This is a genomic window from Nocardia albiluteola, assembly GCF_018860155.1.
GTDB classification, from domain to species: domain Bacteria; phylum Actinomycetota; class Actinomycetes; order Mycobacteriales; family Mycobacteriaceae; genus Nocardia; species Nocardia albiluteola.
Genome location: NZ_JAHKNI010000002.1, coordinates 744,945 through 764,014 on the forward strand (window position 1 = coordinate 744,945; position 19,070 = coordinate 764,014).

Annotated in this window: 20 protein-coding genes and 1 pseudogene; 9 read left to right on the plus strand and 12 right to left on the minus strand. The window is 68.7% G+C overall.

Annotated features, from left to right (window positions below; translation table 11 throughout):
- Positions 1-75: 75 nt before the first annotated feature.
- From KO481_RS09300 to KO481_RS09310, 3 genes are read right to left on the minus strand one after another with little or no spacing between them, the layout of a single operon-like run.
- Complete coding sequence (locus tag KO481_RS09300; protein ID WP_215916555.1) at positions 76-1,506, minus strand: NAD(P)(+) transhydrogenase (Re/Si-specific) subunit beta; 1,431 nt, start codon at positions 1,504-1,506, stop codon at positions 76-78.
- Entirely contained in the window at positions 1,506-1,820 is a 315-nt protein-coding gene (locus tag KO481_RS09305; RefSeq protein ID WP_215916556.1) for an NAD(P) transhydrogenase subunit alpha part 2, read from the minus strand. The genes KO481_RS09300 and KO481_RS09305 overlap by 1 nt, the downstream gene beginning before the upstream one ends.
- Before the next feature lie 56 nt (positions 1,821-1,876).
- Positions 1,877-2,935 carry a Re/Si-specific NAD(P)(+) transhydrogenase subunit alpha gene (locus KO481_RS09310; RefSeq protein ID WP_215916723.1) on the minus strand — a complete coding sequence of 353 codons (1,059 nt, stop codon included), beginning with the start codon at positions 2,933-2,935 and terminating at the stop codon, positions 1,877-1,879.
- 353 nt (positions 2,936-3,288) lie between these two features.
- Between KO481_RS09310 and KO481_RS09315 the strand changes: the two genes are divergently transcribed.
- The 3 genes from KO481_RS09315 to KO481_RS09325 are packed head-to-tail and all read left to right on the plus strand — an operon-like array spanning position 3,289 to position 5,287.
- Positions 3,289-3,822 carry an HIT family protein gene (locus KO481_RS09315; RefSeq protein ID WP_215916557.1) on the plus strand — a complete coding sequence of 178 codons (534 nt, stop codon included), beginning with the start codon at positions 3,289-3,291 and terminating at the stop codon, positions 3,820-3,822.
- Positions 3,819-4,631 (plus strand): maleylpyruvate isomerase family mycothiol-dependent enzyme, encoded by an 813-nt coding sequence (locus tag KO481_RS09320; protein ID WP_215916558.1) that lies wholly within the window; start codon positions 3,819-3,821, stop codon positions 4,629-4,631. The genes KO481_RS09315 and KO481_RS09320 overlap by 4 nt, the downstream gene beginning before the upstream one ends.
- Before the next feature lie 5 nt (positions 4,632-4,636).
- Positions 4,637-5,287 (plus strand): Type 1 glutamine amidotransferase-like domain-containing protein, encoded by a 651-nt coding sequence (locus KO481_RS09325; RefSeq protein WP_215916559.1) that lies wholly within the window; start codon positions 4,637-4,639, stop codon positions 5,285-5,287.
- A gap of 34 nt (positions 5,288-5,321) precedes the next feature.
- Here KO481_RS09325 and KO481_RS09330 read toward each other — a convergent pair whose 3' ends face one another.
- Positions 5,322-6,473 (minus strand): lactonase family protein, encoded by a 1,152-nt coding sequence (locus KO481_RS09330; RefSeq protein WP_215916560.1) that lies wholly within the window; start codon positions 6,471-6,473, stop codon positions 5,322-5,324.
- A 137-nt stretch (positions 6,474-6,610) separates the two neighbouring features.
- The gene (locus KO481_RS09335) at positions 6,611-7,264 is read right to left on the minus strand and encodes a TetR/AcrR family transcriptional regulator (RefSeq protein ID WP_215916561.1); all 654 of its coding nucleotides are present in this window, start codon (positions 7,262-7,264) and stop codon (positions 6,611-6,613) included.
- A gap of 75 nt (positions 7,265-7,339) precedes the next feature.
- On the opposite strand from KO481_RS09335, the gene KO481_RS09340 reads away from it, so the two are divergent.
- Positions 7,340-7,729 (plus strand): DUF1761 domain-containing protein, encoded by a 390-nt coding sequence (locus KO481_RS09340; RefSeq protein ID WP_215916562.1) that lies wholly within the window; start codon positions 7,340-7,342, stop codon positions 7,727-7,729.
- Positions 7,730-7,831: 102 nt separating this feature from the next.
- Positions 7,832-8,146: a hypothetical protein gene (locus KO481_RS09345; RefSeq protein ID WP_215916563.1), complete on the plus strand. Its 315-nt coding sequence runs from the start codon at positions 7,832-7,834 to the stop codon at positions 8,144-8,146.
- Positions 8,147-8,174: 28 nt separating this feature from the next.
- On the opposite strand, the gene KO481_RS09350 is transcribed toward KO481_RS09345, so the two are convergent.
- The 3 genes from KO481_RS09350 to KO481_RS09360 all read right to left on the minus strand — a co-directional run bounded on the left by KO481_RS09350 (position 8,175) and on the right by KO481_RS09360 (position 10,938).
- On the minus strand, positions 8,175-8,963 hold the full coding sequence (locus tag KO481_RS09350) for an oxidoreductase (protein ID WP_215916564.1): 789 nt from the start codon (positions 8,961-8,963) through the stop codon (positions 8,175-8,177).
- Positions 8,964-9,040: 77 nt separating this feature from the next.
- Positions 9,041-9,634 carry a TetR/AcrR family transcriptional regulator gene (locus tag KO481_RS09355; RefSeq protein WP_245400563.1) on the minus strand — a complete coding sequence of 198 codons (594 nt, stop codon included), beginning with the start codon at positions 9,632-9,634 and terminating at the stop codon, positions 9,041-9,043.
- Positions 9,635-9,648: 14 nt separating this feature from the next.
- The gene (locus KO481_RS09360; RefSeq protein ID WP_215916565.1) at positions 9,649-10,938 is read right to left on the minus strand and encodes an MFS transporter; all 1,290 of its coding nucleotides are present in this window, start codon (positions 10,936-10,938) and stop codon (positions 9,649-9,651) included.
- A 226-nt stretch (positions 10,939-11,164) separates the two neighbouring features.
- Here KO481_RS09360 and KO481_RS09365 point away from each other — a divergent pair, with 226 nt between their 5' ends.
- Positions 11,165-11,602 carry an acyl-CoA thioesterase gene (locus tag KO481_RS09365; RefSeq protein ID WP_308166455.1) on the plus strand — a complete coding sequence of 146 codons (438 nt, stop codon included), beginning with the start codon at positions 11,165-11,167 and terminating at the stop codon, positions 11,600-11,602.
- An 85-nt stretch (positions 11,603-11,687) separates the two neighbouring features.
- On the opposite strand, the gene KO481_RS09370 is transcribed toward KO481_RS09365, so the two are convergent.
- From KO481_RS09370 to pdhA, 3 genes are all read right to left on the minus strand, one after another.
- A complete protein-coding gene (locus KO481_RS09370; RefSeq protein WP_215916567.1) occupies positions 11,688-13,106 on the minus strand; it encodes a dihydrolipoamide acetyltransferase family protein in 1,419 nt (472 codons plus the stop codon).
- A gap of 102 nt (positions 13,107-13,208) precedes the next feature.
- Positions 13,209-14,210, minus strand: a complete 1,002-nt coding sequence (locus KO481_RS09375) for an alpha-ketoacid dehydrogenase subunit beta (RefSeq protein ID WP_215916725.1) — start codon at positions 14,208-14,210, stop codon at positions 13,209-13,211.
- A gap of 47 nt (positions 14,211-14,257) precedes the next feature.
- Positions 14,258-15,349 (minus strand): pyruvate dehydrogenase (acetyl-transferring) E1 component subunit alpha, encoded by a 1,092-nt coding sequence (pdhA, locus tag KO481_RS09380; protein WP_215916568.1) that lies wholly within the window; start codon positions 15,347-15,349, stop codon positions 14,258-14,260.
- Positions 15,350-15,521: 172 nt separating this feature from the next.
- Between pdhA and KO481_RS09385 the strand changes: the two genes are divergently transcribed.
- Complete coding sequence (locus KO481_RS09385; RefSeq protein ID WP_215916569.1) at positions 15,522-16,064, plus strand: Lrp/AsnC family transcriptional regulator; 543 nt, start codon at positions 15,522-15,524, stop codon at positions 16,062-16,064.
- Between the two features lie 68 nt (positions 16,065-16,132).
- Here the strand turns inward: KO481_RS09385 and KO481_RS09390 are convergent, their stop codons facing one another.
- Complete coding sequence (locus tag KO481_RS09390; RefSeq protein WP_215916570.1) at positions 16,133-16,945, minus strand: alpha/beta fold hydrolase; 813 nt, start codon at positions 16,943-16,945, stop codon at positions 16,133-16,135.
- Between the two features lie 124 nt (positions 16,946-17,069).
- On the opposite strand from KO481_RS09390, the pseudogene KO481_RS09395 reads away from it, so the two are divergent.
- Together KO481_RS09395 and KO481_RS09400 are read left to right on the plus strand one after the other, a co-directional pair.
- A pseudogene (locus tag KO481_RS09395) lies at positions 17,070-17,477 on the plus strand (SDR family oxidoreductase); the annotation flags it as partial.
- 76 nt (positions 17,478-17,553) lie between these two features.
- On the plus strand, positions 17,554-18,954 hold the full coding sequence (locus tag KO481_RS09400) for a benzoate/H(+) symporter BenE family transporter (protein WP_245400564.1): 1,401 nt from the start codon (positions 17,554-17,556) through the stop codon (positions 18,952-18,954).
- Positions 18,955-19,070 lie beyond the last annotated feature (116 nt).

Here is a 19,070-nt window from a genome sequence, read left to right on the forward strand (position 1 = left end):
GGTTGCGTGGGGGCCCCCCCACCGGGGGGGCGCGCCCCCCCCTCCCCCGGCGCCCCCCCCGCCGCGCTCTTTCCTCTACAGCGCCTTCAGTTCCTCGGTGACGGCGCCGACGGACTTCTTCGCGTCGCCGAACAGCATCGAGGTGTGGTCGGCGTAGAACAGCGGGTTGTCGATGCCCGCGAAGCCGGAGTTCATCGAACGCTTCAGCACGATAACCGATTTCGCCTGGTCGACGTTCAGCACCGGCATGCCGTAGATCGGGCTGGAGGAGTCCTCCCGCGCGGCCGGGTTGGTGACGTCGTTGGCGCCGATCACCAGCGCCACGTCGGTGCGGGAGAATTCGCCGTTGATGTCGTCCATCTCCTTGAGTGCGTCGTAGGAGACCTCGGCCTCGGCCAGTAGCACGTTCATATGTCCTGGCATGCGGCCCGCGACCGGATGAATGGCGTACTTGACCTCCACGCCCTTGGCCTCGAGCAGCGAGGCCATCTCCTTGACCGCGTGCTGGGCCTGGGCCACGGCCATGCCGTAGCCGGGTACGACGATGACCTGGTTGGCGTACGCCATCTGGATAGCGGCGTCCGCGGCGCTGGTCGCCTTGGCCTGCTTCTGTTCTCCGCTGCCCGCGCTGGGAGCCGTTCCGCCGCCGCCGAATCCGCCCGCGACGATCGCCGGGATGGACCGGTTCATCGCCTTGGCCATCAGGTTGGTCAGGATCGAACCCGAGGCGCCAACGATCATGCCCGCCACGATCATCGCGGTGTTGTTCAGCGCCAGACCCGCTGCCGCGGCGGACAGTCCGGTCAGGGCGTTGAGCAGCGAGATCACCACCGGCATGTCGGCGCCGCCGATCGGCAGCACCACCATCAGCCCGAGCACCCCGGCCAGCACCAGCACCGCGATCATCCACAGCTGTGACACACCGTGATTCGTCGCGCCGACACCGATCACCACCGCGCTGGCGACGGCGCCGGCGAACAGCAGCAGGTTCAGCGGCTGCTGCAGCTTTCCGACGCCCATGGGGCGGCCGGGCAGGATCTCCTGCAGCTTGCCGAAGGCGATGAGCGAACCCCAGAACGAGACCGATCCGATGATCGCCGCGAACAGCGAACCGACCACGATGTGCACCGTGGGCTGCTCGTCGAAGTGCGAAAAGCCGTGGGAGTTGATGAATTCCGACCACGCGATCAGCGCGACCGTGCCGCCGCCGACGCCGTTGAACGCGGCCACCAGCTGCGGCATCGCGGTCATCTTGGTGAACCGCGCGGGCGGCACGCCCAGCAGCACGCCGACGACGATGCCCGCGATGATCAGGATCCAATTGCTGGTGTGCCGCACCGAGATCAGCGTCGCCACCACCGCGATGAACATGCCGACCGCGGCGATCAGGTTGCCGCGCACCGCGGTCTTGGGTCCGGTCAGGCCCATCAGGCCGTAGATGAACAGCGCGAACGCGATGATGTAGAGGCCGTTGACCAGATAGCTGACGTTGTCGAAGGTGTGCATCACTTACCCGCCTCTTTCGGGGCAGCCTTCTTGCCCTTGAACATGCCCAGCATCCGGTCCGTGACCACGAATCCGCCGATGACGTTGAGGGTTCCGAAGACGACGGCGACGAACAGGATTATCTGGGTGAGCACCGATGGATGCTGCACATTGCCCAGGGTCACCAGCGCGCCCAGCACCACGATGCCGTGAATGGCGTTGGTGCCGGACATGAGTGGGGTGTGCAGGGTGTTGGGCACCTTGGAGATCACCGCGAAGCCGACGAAGCCGGACAGCACGAGGATCGCTATGTTGGCCAGAAGTTCGGTATACATCAGTAATCCTCCTCAGAGGGCAGCCAGCTTTTCGCATGTGGCTCGGTATGCATCAATTACCCTTCTCGGGTGACGCAGGAGTCGGCGAGCACCTGATCGCCGAAGTCGGGCGCCAGCTTTCCGTCGACGAGCATCAATTCCAGCAGGGCCGCAATGTTTTTCGAATACAGCTCGCTGGCGTGCTCGGGCATGGTGGCGGGCAGATTCAGGGGGGAGGCGATCGTGACATCGTGCACGACAACGGTTTTGCCGGGCTCGGTGAGCTCGCAGTTGCCGCCGGTCTCTCCGGCCATGTCCACGATGACGCTGCCGGGCTTCATGCCCTCCACGGCGGCGGCGGTCACCAGGCGCGGTGCGGGACGCCCGGGCACGAGCGCGGTCGTGATCACCACGTCGAAGCCCTTGATCGCGTTCTCCAGCGCCTGCTGCTGCTGAGCCCGCTCCTCCTCGGTGAGCTCGCGGGCGTAACCGCCCTCACCGGCAGCGTCGATACCCAGATCCAGCCACTGCGCGCCCACCGAACGCACTTGATCGGCGACCTCTGGCCGCACGTCGTAGCCGGTGGTGCGCCCGCCGAGGCGCTTTGCCGTGGCCAACGCCTGCAGGCCGGCTACACCCACGCCGAGCACAAGCACCGTCGCGGGCTTGACCGTGCCCGCCGCGGTGGTGAGCATCGGGAAGAAGCGGGTGGACTCCGAGGCCGCGAGCAGCACCGCCTTGTACCCGGCCACATTCGCCTGGGAGGACAGCGCATCCATGACCTGTGCGCGCGAGATACGCGGAATCGCCTCCACCGCAAAGGCCTGCACGCCCGCCTCGCGCAGTGCACCGATCTTGTTGTCGGCGTTGCGCGGCGCCAGAAAGCCGATGAGCGTCTGCCCCGCAGACAGTTTCGCGATCTCGGCGTCGCTGGGCGGGGCCACCTTGACGACCACATCCGCGGTCCAGGGATCGCCGATCGACGCACCGGCCTCGAGGTAGGCCGCATCCGGGATCAGCGCGCCCGCTCCCGCGCTGGACTCGATGATCACCTGTACGCCGTGCTTGACCAGGCTCGGAATGATCTTCGGCACCAACGCGACACGACGCTCGTCCGGGGTGGACTCCCGCACCACCCCGACACGCGTGTGCTGCGGGGCGCTCCCCTCACCCTCGGGTGGCGCTGCGTCGACGCCGCTATGCGTAGTCTCCACTGGTCAACATCCTCACTAGTGACGGTTTCACACCTGCGGGCCGCTCGGGCCGCACACGGTCTCGAAACTTACTCCTTGGTAAGTTTTGAGTTAGGCAACCTTAACGGCTCCAGGCTGAGCGTAACCGAGATCAATCTCACATGCTGTCCCGGTTCGACCGGATCTCGAGACACCCCTACGAAACCCGTACCGTCCCGGCGATGTTCCGTCCCCGCCTCCGACGCGCGGCGGGACGGGGGTGTCCTCCAGGGCTTGTACACCGTAATGTCACCCGCATGGTCACGGAGCGCGCGGCAACCGAGCGCCGGCAGGGCACGGTCGGGGACGACTGCGTGTTCTGCCGGATCGTCGCGGGCACCGCCCCGGCCACGACCGTCTACGAGGACGACACGCTGTGCGCGTTCCTCGATATCCGGCCCATCGCCCGCGGCCACACCCTGGTGATCCCCAAGCGCCACGCGGGCACCCTCGACGATCTCGACGCCGCGCTGGGCGCGCGGGTGTTCGCCCTGGGTCATCGGCTGGCAAAGGCGTTGCGGCGCAGCCCACTCGGGTCCGACGGCGCGAATCTGATCCTCAACGACGGCAAGTCGGCGTTCCAGACGGTGCACCATGTTCACCTGCACGTGGTGCCGCGTCAGAACGGGGACATCCGGACCTTCGCCACCGGCTTCCTGTTTCGCGGCCGGGTGGGCCGCCAGCCCGATCGGGCAGCCACGGCCGCGGCCATCCGCACCGGCCTGGCCCGGCTCGATACCGAAGAGCCCGCGGGACCATCGGACACTCGAGACAAGGAATCGAAGGCATGACCGAACGCAGCACCTACACCACCGCGCTGTCGGATCAGTGGGATGCGCTGGCCCGCCTCGTCACCGGCCTCGGCGAAAAGCGCTGGCGCACACCGACCGTACTGCCCGGCTGGACCGTCTTCGATGTGCTCGCCCACGTGGTCGGCACCGAATCCATGCTGCTGGGCGAGCCGACGCCGAAACACGACGGCGACCTGTCGGCACTGGAGTACGTGCACAACGAGATCGGCGCCCTCAACGAGGCCTGGGTCGCCGCGCTGCGGCCGCTGACGGGCGAACAGCTGCTGGCGAAGTTCACCGAGATCACCGACCGCCGCCGCGCGATGCTGACCGGCATGACCGACGAGCAGTGGGAGACGCCCAGCCCCTCACCCGTTGGCACCGTGCCCTATTCCCGCTTCATGCGGGTCCGGCTGTTCGACTGCTGGATGCACGAACTCGATATCGCCGATGCGCTCGGGGTCCGGGTGGACGAGGGTGGTCCGCGCGCCGAGATCGCCTTCGCCGAGCTCACCGGCGGTCTCGGGCGTGCGGTGGTCAAGGGCGCGCAGGCGCCGGATGGTTCGCGAATCACCTTCGCGCTCACCGGCCCCGCGGCCCGCGCCCTACATCTACAGGTCGACGGGCGCGCGAACCTCGTCGACGAGCTCGACGGCCCCGCCACGGTGACGGTCGAGATGCCGTGCGGCCTGTTCGCCCGGCTCCGGGGCGGAAGGACGACCGTCGCAGAGCATTCGGACGAGATCACCGTCACCGGCGATCGCGACCTGGGCAACCGGCTGGCAGACACGTTGCGCTTCACCATCTGACGCCGATGCGCCTGTTCCTGTCCAGCTATCGATTCGGAGCCCACTACGACCGGTTCGCCGCGCTGACCGGCGAGCCGGGTCCGGTGGCGGTGATCCCGAACGCCTGCGACGCCTGGCCCGCGGCCTGGTCGAGCGCGGTGACCAGCGACCTGACACCGTTGCGCCGGTTGGGTTTCCGCCCCGAGGTGGTGGACCTGCGCGACTACGTCGGCCGCACCGGCGAGCTGGAACGAAAGCTGCGCGGTTATCCCCTGATGTGGGTCCGTGGCGGCAATACCTTCGTGCTGCGCGCCCAATTCGCCCGCAGCGGAGCGGATCTGGTGCTGCCCGCGCTGCTGGCCGAGGACGCGCTGGCCTACGCGGGATACAGCGCGGGCGCCTGCCTGCTCACCCCCGATCTGCACGGCCTCGAGCCCGCCGACGATCCGGCCGAGGTGCTGCCCGCCTGTGGAATCGAAACCCGCTGGGACGGACTCGGATTGGTGGACCGTCGCATCGTCCCGCACGTCGGCTCCCCCGACACCGACCCCGACGGAGTCTGCGACCGGATCGCCGAGACCTACCGCGCCGAGGGCGTCGCACACTGGGCCCTCACCGACGACGATGCCGTGGTCGTCGACGGCGGTCGAGTCGAGACCCTGCTGACCGGACGGTGATACCCCGCGAGCACCCGGGAACGACGGGTGGCGCTCAGGCGAAGAGCACGCAAGTCGCCGTGCCCGTGTCCAGGCGGCCCGACGGCGCGTGCGGCAGCCCGGTCAGCGGATCGAGATCGAGCCAAGTCACCGAATTCGACTTCTGATTGGACGAATACAGCCGCCGGCCGTCGGGGGAGAGGGTCAGATCGCGCGGGAACACGCCGCCGCAGGGCGTGGTGCCCAGCGGGACGAGCAGCGGCCCGGCGATGGCGAAGGTGGCGATGTTGTCGTGGCCCCGGTTGGCCAGATACAGCAGCCGTCCGTCGCGCGAAATCACCGGCTCGGACGGGTAATTGCGCGGCCCGCCGCCGTCGATGTCGGCGGGCAGGCTCTGTCCGGGGCTCAGGGTGCCGGTATCGGACTGCCAATCACACACCGTCACGGTCGAATTCACCTCGTTGGCCAGATAGGCGCGACGGCCGTCGGGGTGGAAGGACAGGTGCCGGGGACCGCTGCCCGGGGTCACCGCCACCTGTGCGTGCCGCCGCAGCTTCCCGACGCCGAGTTGATAGACGTAGACCGCGTCGACGCCCAGATCCACCGCGAGCACCCAGCGGCCCGACGGGTCGAACAGCACCTGATGGGTATGTGGGCCGGGCGTGCGATCCGAGTCGGGCGGACCGGTGCCGGTGTGCTGGACGACGTCGGTGATCGCGCCGAGCGCGCCGTCACCGGTCACGCTCAGCACGCTGATGCTGCCCGAACCGTAGTTCGCGGTCACGACGTGGCGCCCGTCCGGGCTCACGCACAGGTGCGTGGGGCCATCTGCTTGCGCCGCAACGGTATTGAGCACGCGCGGTTGTGCGCCGTGCAGATCGACCGCGGTGACCGAGCCCTCCTTCGGGCCCTCGTCGACCGCGTACAGGAACCGGCCGTCGGGGGACAGTGCCAGAAACGACGGGTCCGCGACGGGCACGGTGCTGCGCACGCTCAGCGCGCCGGTGCTCGACTCGACGTCGGCAACGCCGATTCCGTGGCCCGTGCCCTGCCCATGGCTCGTGTAGCACCCCACATAGGCGCGCGTCCCGGTCGCCGCGCGCGCCGGTGCGGGCCGCACCAGCCCGCTCGTCAGGGCGGCCCCCATACTCAGGGCCCCGCCCGCGACCCCGAGAAAACGTCTGCGCCCGAATTTCGCGTTGCGCACGTCTGTGCTCCTTCCGCACCACGTGTCCTGTCTCATCGAAGTTGAGGCAGCGTGCCTCTCTGGCCTGCGGTGCCTCACATTCGCGAGACGGCATGGGTTGAATTCGTCTCGTTGATCCGAGGCAAAATCGTGTCTCGCTACGGCTGAGGCAGCCCTCGCGGTGACTCTGTTCGGTAGCGGCCGAGGAAGGTGGCGACTGCCTCTCGGGCGACGAGCGACAGGTCGTCATCGTGAATCCGGTCGCCACACAACGAAAGCCGGTTGAGCGGAGCGCCGATCGCCAGCCACACGAACTGCTCGGCCGCGACGCGGGGGTGTTCGATTCGCAACTCGCCGCGCTCGGTGAGCTCGGCGAGCACCTCGGCAAGTGTGTTGATATTGCGGTTCCAGCTCCGGGCGACGTAGTCCCGGGCGACGTCGGGAAAGGATGCTGCCTGGGTGGCGACCAAGGTGCGCATCTGCATCACTTCGGCACTGAGGATTCCCGCCTGCAGCACAGTGGCCAGCCGATAGAGGTCCCCGACGATATCGGTCGAGTTCAGCAGGGCGAGGGCGTGCGGCCGCAGTGCGTCGTACCCCCGATCCACCCAGTCGCGGACCACGGCCGCGAAGAGCAGGTCCTTGGATCGGTAGGTGCGATACAGCGTCTGCTTGGACACGCCGGAATTCGCCGCGACGGCGTCCATGGTCGCTCTATCGAACCCATGTCTGACGAACTCGTTTCGAGCGATGGTCAACAACTCCGCACCACTACTTCCTCGGGGACGGCCCCGACCGCGCGCACTAGACATGACGCCATTTTAGTACTTGACAGTTCAAAAATGCATGAATACTGTACGCGTGAGTACTAAAACGGAGGAGTTCGGATGCTCGTCGTTGGAATCGCGGTAGCCGCGTTGGCGGCATTTGTAGCCAGTTCCGTCTACTACGCTGTCGTCACTCCGCTGGAGCGGCGGGTGCTCGGTGCCGCGGCGCTGGACCGCGGCGGACGGCCTGCGCCATGGAAGGTGGCATGCGAGCTGCTGCGGACGGTGGTCGTGGCAGGTATGTTCCATTGGGTCGCATCACGCTCGGGCATGCAATCGGTGTCCGGAGGTCTGGTGCTCGCAGTCGTGCTGTGGATCGGCTTGCCGGTCATCCTGCTGACCGGGTCGATCATGTGGGAGCGTGTCGCGCCTGTCACTGCGGGCATGCACGCAGGCGATTGGCTGCTCAAATTGGCGTTGCTGGGGGTTATTCTCGGTCTTGTCCATTGAGGCCGATCCAGTGCCGAACTCCAGGATTCTTTCCGGTGGTCGAATCGCAGTAAGCTAGCGACGACGCAGACAAGGGTTCGGCCATTCATTGCAGGGGGCGAGATGACGCTTAGGGAACGATTCGATCTTCCCGAGGCCGTCGGCGATTCGGCGGTCTTCGGCACGCCGTACCAGACGCCCGATGGGGCGACTGTCATCACCGTGGCTCGGCCGGGCCCGTTTCGTTCGGGGCTGCGGCCGCTGGGTGTCGTCGTGGTGCAGGGCGGGGAATCCACCTGGCATCCCGCGACGGACGAGACGCGCATCGCCCTGACCGCCCTGCTGATCGGGCTGGTGGCCGCGACCCTGTCCACCCTGGCGATGGTGCGCCGCCCACCGTGGCCCGATATCCACATCACGCAGACCCCGGACCGGTAGGCGGCGCAACGCCGTTCGGATTCGCCGTTCAGATCTGCTTGAGCGTGCCGCCGTCGATGACGTACTCGGCGCCTCGAATATTGGTGGCCTTGGCCGAGACCAGGAAGGCGACCAGCGCGGCGACCTCTTCCGGTTCGGTGATGCGGTCCGAGGCCATGTTGAACTGCTTCGGGATTGCCGCGAGCAGTTCCTCGTGCGAAATCCCCTGGGTTTCCGCGATTTTGGCCCCGAAACCGTCGGCGCCCCGCCACAGCGGGCTGCCCACCGCGCCGGGCGAGATGGTGTTCACGCGCACGCCCTGCGGGCCGAACTCCTCGCTCAGGCGCTTGCCGAACGCATTGAGCGCCGCCTTGGCCTCGCTGTAGCCGGACGGGCCGGCCGCGGGCCAGCGCCCGTTGATCGAGGAGATGTTCACGATCGCACCGCGCCGCTCCAGCAGGCTCGGCAGCGCCGCGCGGCTCGCCCAGACCGCACTGAACAGGTTGAGATTCAGAATATTTCGCCACTGCTCATCGGAGATGTCCAGGAATCCACCGATCTGCAGGGTGTTCGCATCCCCGGCCCCGACATTGTTGATCAGGATGTCGATCCCGCCCAGTTCCGTCAGCGCGGCGTCGATCAGCGTGGTGACGCCCTCCTGAGTGCTCAGGTCGGCAGAAATCGCTGCGACACTTGCCTTTTCGAGGTCCGGTGAGATGGTCCGGGCGCCGCCGACCACGCGCACGCCCTCCTCGGTGAGGGCCTGCGCGATGGCCAGGCCGATGCCCCGGCTGGCGCCGGTGACGACGGCGGTCTTGCCGGTGAGTTCGAGATCCACGGTGTACCTTCCTTCAACTTTCTTGAACTTGAGGTCAAAAACTTGGGTATGCGAAAGGGGTTGTGATGAAAGTGGATTCAGAGGATGTTCAGGGCGGTGTCGATAATCCCGTGCAGCGTGGGCGCGTCGTAGATCTTCGCCATGACGCGCAGTCCGGCGATGGTATTGAGTAGAAACTCCGCGGTCGCCTGGGGGTCGGTGCCCGCCCGGACGTCGCCGTCGCGCAGCCCCTGGTCGATGCGGCAGGCCAGGACGTCGAGCATGTGGTCCTGTATGGCGCGCAGGACCCGGGTGATCTCCTGGTCGTTCCCCGCGAACTCGGTGGCGACGTTCACGGCCATGCAGCCGCGCCGGATCGGTTGCGACAGATCCGAATCCACGAGAAAGCGCATGAGTTCCCGGATTCGCTCGCGGGTGCTGCCGGGTTGCGCGAGCACATCTCGGGCGATGGCCGCCCCGGCCTCGTCGTACCGGATCAGGGTGCGGTCGAACAGCTCTCGCTTGCTGCCGAAGGCGTTGTACAGACTGCCCTTTCCGACACCGGTGGCCTCGGCCAGCTGCGCGGGAGAGGTATTGGCGTATCCATGCGTCCAGAACGCCTCCATTGCGCGCTCGACGACGGTGTCGTCGTCGAAGCTGCGCGGCCTGCCCATGTCGACCACGGTACTCATTCTTGACTTCGGGGTCAATAATTCGGGCGGACGATGCGCGCGAACACGGCGCATACCAGGATCAGCACGAGCGGGAATGCGAGCGCGGCGGTGAGCGAGCCCAGCTTGGACAGCCAGCCGATGACCGAGGGGCCGGCCAGGAACCCGAGATAGCCCAGGCCGAATACCCGCGACATATCCGTCGCCGCCGCGGCGGTGCCGAGGTTGCCCGCGGCACTGAATATCTGAGGTATCCCGCCCGAGAGCCCGACGCCCAGCAGTGCCCATCCGACCAGCGTCACGGGCAGCCACGTCGAGATGATGATCAGGATCAGCCCGGCCGCGGCGAGAAGCGCGCCCCAGCGCACCACCGCGACCCGCCCGAACCGGCCGCTGACCCGGTCCGCGGTGAAGCGGCCCGCGGTCATCGTCGTGGAGAAGGCGCCGAAGGCCAGCGCGGCGGTGGCGTCGCTGACGCCCAGATGCTCCCGCACCTGCAGCGCGCTCCAGTCGTTCGCCACGCCCTCGGTCATCAGGAAGGCGAAGGCGATCGCGGCCAGCGCGAAGACCTTGCGATGCGCGCTCTCTCGCGGCGCCCTCGCGGGCGGCTGCGCGGATTCGGCCTGCGCAGTTGCCCTTGTCGGCCTGGCGTCCACGGCTGAGCCAGCGGATTCGGGCGTAGTGACGCGCTCGCCAGTCTGCTCGGCCACTATTTCCCCGCCGATCGAATCGGCTACCGCGGGCAGCGCATCGATGCGCGGCAGCAGCCTGGGCACACACAGCCCGATCACCACCAACCCCAGTACACCCGCAGCCGCCATGGTCGCGCGCACATCCCACCCGCGGTGCATGGCGGCCGCTCCGACCAGCGATCCGGCCAGCCCGCCGCAGGAGAACAGCGCATGGAATGCCGACATGATCGGGCGCGGATAGGCCCGCTCGACCTGTACCGCCTGGGCGTTCATGGACACGTCCAGCGCGCCGTTGCCGACGCCGAAGGCCAGCAGTGCCAGCGCCAGGGCCAACGGACCGGTGGCTAGGGCCGGCCCCAGCACCGCCAGCGATACCCAGCATCCGGCCGCGGCCACCAGAGTGCGACTGCCGAACCGGTCGGCCAGCGGCCCGGCCGCCTGCATGCCCGCGATGCCGCCGAGGGCCATCAGCAGGATCAGCATGCCGAGTGTGGCGTGGGAGGTGCCGGTGCGCTGCGATATCGCCGGGATGTGCACCACCCACATGGCACACAGGAACCCGTTCAGCCCGAACACCGCGAACACGCTGGCCCGCGCCATCCGAATCGGGGGAGCGAGTGTCGAAGCAACCATTGATTCGACGGTACCGGTCGGAAGTACCGGCCGCTCCCATTCCCGGCCATCCGCAGCATCGTCGATGTGGGTGGCAGGGCTCCGAACTTCTACCAATTCCAACTGGTTTCGCCTTCGAGTGTATTCCGGGTCACCGACAAGTTCCGGCCCCAACATGCGGTGCCGGGAAAGGTGGGGGCTCGTCCCCGCGCGGGTCCGCGGCCATCGGGTGACTATCGTCTGGTCGGTGACTACTGCGCAGGATTACCCGGTGCTCTGGCCGGTGCCGACCCGGTGGGCCGACAACGATCACTACGGCCACGTCAACAACGTCACCTACTACTCGTACTTCGACACCGCGGTCAACGCCTGGCTGATGCACGCCACGGGCACCGATATCCGGGAGCTGCCCGCGATCGGCGTGGTCGCGCAGACCTCCTGCCACTTCGCGGGATCGCTCAGCTTCCCGGACCAGCTGCGCGTCGGCCTGCGAATCAGCCGCCTGGGCCGCTCCAGCATCACCTACGAGCTGGCCATCTTCCGCGAGGCCGGTGACGACCTGGAACTCGCCGCGACCGGCGGTTTCGTGCATGTCTACGTGGACAACGACACCCGCAAGTCGGTCGAGATCCCGGCCGTCATCCGCGATGCGGCCGCCGCGCTGGTCGTGGAGCCGACCAGCTGACTGTGTCCCATCGGTCAGGCGTGCTGTCGGCCGGACTCCACGATCTCGGCCGAGCGCACGCCGGCACGACCGGGTGGGCGCGTACTCAGATCCGGCCGAGCAGCGTGAGCGGATCCTCCAGCAGCGAGGCGACCGTCGCCAGGAACCGCGCCCCGAGCTCGCCGTCGATCATGCGGTGATCGAAGCTCAGCCCCACCGTGGTGACCCACCGCACCGCCAGTTCGTCGCGATAGACCCACGGCCGCTTGCGGATCGAGCCCAGGCACAGGATCGCGGCCTCGCCCGGATTCACCAGTGGCACACCGGTATCCACGCCGAAGACGCCCACATTGGTGATGGTGAAGGTGCCACCGCGCAGGTCCGCCGGCGTCGCGGATCCGGCGCGTGCGATGTCGGCGAGCCAGCCGATCTCCCGGCACAGCTCGCGCAGGCTCAGGGTGTGCGCGTCCTTGATGTTCGGCACCAGCAGGCCGCGGTCGGTGGCCACCGCGATGCCCAGGTTCACGTAGTGCTTGGTGACGATCTGCTTGGCCTCCTCGTCCCAGAACGAGTTGAGGCCGGGGAATTCCGCCATCGCCGCCACGGTCGCCTTGGCCACCAGGGCCAGCGGGGTCAGGGTGAGCCCGGTGAAGGAGTCGGTGCCGCGCAGGTGGTCGAGCAGTTCCATGGAGGCCGTGAAGTCGGTCGTGACGAACGTGCTGGCCTGCGGAATCGTGCGGGCGCTGGCCAGCATCGCGGCCGCGGTGCGCTTGCGCACCCCGCTCACCGGGGTGCGGGTCTCGGTCGTGGTCGGCGTGGGCCGGATGACCCCGCCGTCGGGCCGCATCGCCGGCACCCGCGGCGCGCTGGGACGCGGGGCGGCCGCGGCCGGGTCGTCCTCGCGAATTCGGTTGCCCGGCTGCGAGACCGGCACCGCATGGCGCACATCCTCGACGGTGACCGCGCCACCGGGCCCCGAACCCGCGACGAAGGTGAGGCTGATGCCGAGCTCGCGGGCCAGTTTCCGGGCGCCGGGGGTGGCCGCCGGGCGATCGGGGTAGGCGACCGGCGCCTCCTCCTCCCCGGATTCCTCGTCGTTCAGCGAATTGGCTTGCGCGGCATCGAAATTTGCCGATCGGCGGGTGCGGCGAGAGGTGCTCTCGTCGTCGGGGCCGTAGCCGACCAGCACCGAGCGGCGTTCGGACGGTGCCGCCGTCTCTCCGGACGCTTGGCGCTCGGCCGTGCCGTTCGCGCCGGCGCTCGCCGCCGGGGTGTCGCTGTGCACGCGAATCAGTGGCGCGCCCACCGGCACCGTATCGCCGGGCTGGGCCAGCAGCTCGGTGACCCGTCCCGCGAACGGACACGGCAGCGCGACCTGCGCCTTGGCCGTCTCCACCTCGGCGATGGTCTGATTCAGCTCCACCACATCGCCGACGGCCACCGCCCAGGAGATCAGCTCGGCCTCGGTCAACCCCTCTCCGAGATCGGGAAGCCGGAATTCAAGTTCTCGCGCAGCGTCGTCCACGGGCACCTCTGTCTGTGTTGGATAACGGGGCCTGTGCGGGGCCCTGCGTGGTTACGCAGGCTTCCTGCTTCGGGCCCGCCGGTACGCCCCGGACCTGGCGGGTCAGGCGGCTAGTGTGCGGTCGACCGCGTCCAGGATGCGGTCGGGGTCGGGCAGGTGGTGCCGTTCGAGCTTAGCCGGGGGATAGGGGATGTCGAAGCCTCCGACGCGCAGGACCGGCGCTTCGAGCTGGTAGAAGCAGCGTTCGGTGATCCGGGCGGCGATCTCCGCGCCCAGTCCGGCGAAGACCGGCGCCTCGTGGGTGACGATCAGCCGCCCCGTCCGGCGCACCGAGGCCTCGATGGTGTCGAAGTCGATGGGAGAGAGGCTGCGCAGATCGATCACCTCCAGCGAATGGCCTTCCCCCGCCGCGATTTCGGCCGCGGTGAGCGCCGTGCGCACCATGCCGCCGTAGGCCACGACCGTCGCGTCGGTGCCGGCGCGGCGGATGCGCGCGGAGTCCAGCGGATACGGATCGGCGTCCAGGGCGGCGAAATCCACCTCGGCCTTGTCCCAGTAACGCCGCTTGGGCTCGAAGAAGATCACCGGGTCGTCCAGCGAAATGGCCTGCCGGATCATCAGATAGGCGTCGTCCGGCGTGCTCGGGGAGACCACCCGCAGCCCCGCGGTGTGCGCGAAGTACACCTCGGGTGACTCGGAGTGGTGCTCGACCGAGCCGATGCCGCCGCCGAACGGAATGCGAATCGTGATGGGCGCGCGGACCTTTCCCTGCGTGCGGTAGTGGATCTTGGCGACCTGGGACACGATCTGATCGAAGGCCGGATAGACGAAACCGTCGAACTGGATCTCGCACACCGGCCGGTAGCCGCGCAGCGCCATGCCGAAAGCCGTTCCGATGATGCCGGATTCGGCCAGCGGGGTATCGATGACGCGGTTGTTGCCGAAGTCCTTCTGCAGCGTGTCCGTGACCCGGAAGACGCCGCCGAGGCGCCCGATGTCCTCGCCCATCAGCAGGACCTTCGGGTCGTCCTCGAGGGCGCGGCGCAGGCCGGTATTGAGGGCGCCCGCAAAGGTTGTCGTGATCGCCGGGAGGTGGGTGGTCATCGGGGACGGTGAGCCGATGGAGCTTGCGGAATCGGCGGGGTGGGTAGTCACTGCGGTGCTCCCTCCAGGTAGGCCGCGTACTGGCGCCGCTCGGAGTCGATCAGGGGATGCGCGGTGGTGTAGACGTGTTCGAACAGTTCCCCCGGTTCCGGATCGGGCATCTCGATGGTCGCGCCGCGCAGCCGGTCGCCGACGTCGTCCGAGCGTTCCCGCACGCGTTGCTCGAAATCGCTGTCCCACAGCTCTTCCCGCTCGAGCAGCCGTCGCATGCGGTCGATGGGGTCGCGGCGCTGCCACAGCTCGGTCTCGGCGGCCGAGCGGTAGCGGGTGGGATCGTCGGCGGTGGTGTGCGGGCCCATACGGTAGGTGATGGCCTCGATGAAGGACGGGCCGCCGCCCGCCCGGGCCCGCGCCACGGCCTGCCTGGTCACGGCCAGCACCGCGAGCGCGTCGTTGCCGTCGACCTGGACGCCGGGAATGCCGTAGCCGTACGCGCGCCGCGCGATCGGCGTGGCGCTCTGCACCCGGACCGGTTCGCTGATGGCCCAATGGTTGTTCTGGCAGAAGAACACCACCGGCGCGCTCCACGAGGCGGCGAATCCCAGCGCCTCGGCGATATCGCCCTGACTGGTGGCGCCGTCGCCGAAGTAGGCGATCACCGCGATCTCGGCGCCGTCCAGATTGGCGGCGTAGGCGTAGCCGGTGGCGTGTAATCCCTGCGACCCCACCACGATTGCCGGATTCGTCATATTGATCTCGGCCGGATCCCAGCAGGAGTGCGCCGCACCGCGCCACAGCCGGGTGAGCTGCGCCGGATCCACCCCGCGGCAGTAGGCCACGCCGGCTTCGCGATAGCTGCAGAACACGTAGTCGTCGGAGTGCAGCGCGTGCGCGGAACCGATCTGCGCGGCCTCCTGCCCCAGCAGCGGCGGCCACAGCCCGAGCTGGCCCTGCCGCTGCAGGGCCGTGGCCTCGACGTCGATCCGGCGGGTGACGACCATGTCCTCGTACAGCCGCCGCAGCCGGTCGGGGCCGACGTCGGCCACCAGGGCCGCGTGCTCGCGGTCGAAGACCCGGCGGCCGTCGGGCTGGACGAGTTGCACCGGATAGCTGGACGCTGCCTCGCGGGTGGTGGGCATGGCCTCTGCCTTCCTACTCCGTCGGCGCTCCGGGGTCTGGGCGCCGTGGCGACAAGGGCATTATGTGCTCTACCTCACAGCATCCACGATTGGGCGACCTGCGCAAGCATTAACATGCCAACTGGGCAGAATGCGTCGTCACGGGGTCCGGATTGCTGTCATACTGCGTAACATGTCCAGTGGAGAACCCGTCGGAGCCGTGGTCGATGCGACAGATGCGCGACTACTGCTGGAATTGGTCGCGAATCCCCGCGCGACCGGCGTTGAATTGGCCACCAGGCTGGGCCTGTCGCGCAATACCGTGCAGGCCCGGCTGGCGCGCTGGGAGGCGGCGGGGGTGCTGGCCGATTTCGATCGCCGGGTCGATCCGCGCGCCCTGGGCTACCAGCTGGCGGCCTTCGTCGCGGTGGTGTGCGATCAGCATCGGCTCGATGCGATCGTCGCCGAATTGTCCGAGGTCCCCGAGGTGACCGAGGTCTGCGGCATGACCGGGCTGACCGATCTCACCGTGCGCGTGGTCGCCCGCGACGCCGACGATCTGTACCGCATCGCCGGGCGGATCCTGAAGATCCCCGGCGTGGAACGCACGAACATGGCCCTGGTGATGCAGCAGCTGGTCGGGCCCCGCACCGCACCGCTGCTGCGCAGGCTGTCCCGCGCCAACGGTGCCGCGCGCCAGGATTCGGTCCGCCCTGCGGCCCGTTCCGCGCGCTGATCGCCGCGCCCTCGACCTGTCCCCGGCGCGGCCGGACCGAGTGGGCCGGGGGCGATCTTCGCGCCCGGTTATCGGCTCTCCCGGATCTCCGCGCCCGCAACCTCACGGACGGCGTCGGCGACGGCGCGGAAGTCCTTGCGCAGGATGTGGTCGTGGTTGCTGGCCACCTTGGCGCTCACCTTGATGTGCGGGTTGCGAGCGACCACCGCATCGGTGGCGGCGCGGATCTTTTCCTGCTCGTCCCCGTGGCTGCCGAACGACGCCCCGGAGGCCAGCACATACCGGGTCGGGACGGTGATGGAATCCAGTACCGGCCCCAGGTTCGCGGCACGGGAGATCTTCCCGAGTTCGATGTTGCACTCGGCCTGCTGCGCGGCGGGCAGGCGCGGGGTCAGACCGGTCGGGCGCAGCAGGGTAGTGACCGGGGACAGCAGCTTGAACAGCCGGCGGATCCGGGCCTCCATGGCGTCGTCCAGCCAGTCGTACGGCTCGGCGCCCTCGACCAGGACGGCGCCCAGGGCGCGCTGGGGATTGCGGGCGGCCCAGTGCGAGGCGACGAACGCTCCGTAAGACCAGCCCACCACCAGCGCCCGGTCCACGCCCCGCGCCGCGAGCACGGCGTCGACATCGCGCACGCACGCCTCGAAGGAGTAGTCGGCCGAGGTGCCGGACTTCTTGCCGCGGGCCCGCTCGTCGAAGGTGATGTGCCGGAAGCCGGGGCCGAGGTCGGCCAGGACCCGCTTCCAGTAGCCCTGGGTGGCGAACTGTCCGTTGCAGTAGATCACCGGGATGCCGGACCCGCCGGTGTCGGTGACGGCCAGGGCGGTGTCGTCGACCGGAATCATGCCGGTCCAGGCCGCGGAGGTGGTGTTGTTCGTCATGGCTTGCGTCCCTTGCTCTTCGAGTGTTATCGGGTGACTGGAGATACTGTCGCCGGGCGAGCTGACACCGACCTGATACGGATCTGACGCGTCGATCGGCCGCATGTCGGCCGGATGGCACGACGCCACCGCGGTGGGGCTGCTCACCCAGATCGGCTCGGCGCCCTACGCGGTCACCAAGCACGCCGCCGTCGGCTTTGCGGAGTGGCTCGCTGTTACATACGGCGACAAGGGAATTCGGGTGAGCTGTGTCTGCCCGATGGGGGTCGACACGGATCTGCTGCGCGCGGGCTCGCAGACCTTCGCCGATGCCGCCGAATCCGAGCAGGCGATCCGCGCGGTCGTATCGGCCGGTGAGGTGCTGACGCCCGAGCGGGTGGCCGCGGAGATCCTCGCCGGAGTCGCCGACGAGCGGTTCCTGATCCTGCCGCATCCGCAGGTGCTCGAGATGTACCGGCACAAGGGATCGGATTACGACCGCTGGATCTCCGGCATGCGCCGCTACCAGGCGACCCTCGCCGCGCAGAACTGATCGTCCGACTAATTTCAGTCCAGTTTCGAGCAATTGGCTCGTGACTGGACTGGTCCGAACCCGGGAACATGACGTCATGACCGTCACCGACCCGCAGGCCGGGCTTTCCGACGTGCGGGCCGAGGGGTCGGCCGTGCGCGTCGGGGAGTCCATGACGCCGGATGTGGATATCCTCGCGCCCGATACGACCCCGGACGCGTCAGGGGCCGATTCGGAACTGGCGGTGTCGAGGCCGGCGCCTTCGCCCTCGGCCGCGTCGTCCGGTGAATTCGACTCGGACGATCCGGGGGCGGTGGCGGCCGATCCCGGCGTCTGGCAACCGATCAGCGCCGGGATCGTGGCCGCGCTGGTGGGGTTCACCAGTGCCTTCGCTGTGGTGTTGACCGGACTGGAGAAGGTGGGCGCGACGCCCGCGCAGGCGGCCTCGGGTCTGCTCGCGGTGTGCCTCGCGCAGGCGGTCGGGATGCTGGTGCTGAGCCGGCGCTATCGGATGCCGATCGCGCTAGCCTGGTCCACGCCCGGCGCGGCGCTGCTGGCCACGACCGGCGTGGTGGCCGGCGGGTGGCCCGCCGCGGTGGGCGCGTTCGTCGTGACCGGCGCCCTGATCGTGCTCACCGGCTACTGGGGGCTGCTGGGCCGGCTGATCGCGGCGATTCCGGTCGAGATCGCCCAGGCCATGCTGGCCGGGGTGCTGATGCCGCTGTGCCTGGCGCCGGTGCATGCCCTCACGGCGAGTCCCCTGGTGGTCGTGCCCGTCATCGCGGTCTGGCTGGCGCTGCAGCGGTTCGCGGCGCGCTGGGCGGTGCCCGCGGCGTTCGCGACCGCCGCGATCGGCGCCGGCATCTCCATCGCCCTCGGGCACCGCGGACTCGACCTCGCGGCGATGACGCCGAGGGTGGAACTGACGGTGCCGCATTGGAGTTGGCAGGCGATGATCGGCATCGCGGTACCGCTCTACATCGTCACCATGGCGGGGCAGAACATCCCGGGCACCGCCATCATGAACTCGTACGGCTATACGGTGCCGTGGCGCGCCGCGATGACCGCGACCGGCGTGGGCACGATGCTCGGCGCGGCGGCGGGCGGGCACGCGATCAACCTGGCCGCGATCAGTTCGGCGCTGTCCGCCGCGCCGTCCGCGCACCCGGATCCGCGTCGCCGCTGGATCGCGGTGTTCAGCGTCGGCTGCAGCTATCTGGTGCTGGCACTGGCCGCGGGCGCACTGGTGGTGCTCGCCGCGGCCGCACCCAAGGGCGTGCTGGAAACCGTTGCCGGGCTTGCCCTGATCGCCACGTTCGCCGGGGCGCTCACCGCGGCCCTCGCCACCGCCGAGCATCGGCTCGCCGCCGCGGCCACCTTCCTGGTGGCGGCCTCGGGCTTCGCGGTGTTCGGCATCGGCGGCGCCTTCTGGGGGCTGCTCGCCGGGCTGCTGGTGCGCTGGGTGCTCACCGCGCGCCGCCCCGCGCCGACTACTTGACGTTGCCATCGCCGGAGCCTGGTCGTCGGGCTGGTGTCCGGCTCACTGTGTTTCGCTATGCGGGCCCGGATCGTGGCATATGCCGGTATGGGGGCGGACCGGGCTCGAGGTGCGCG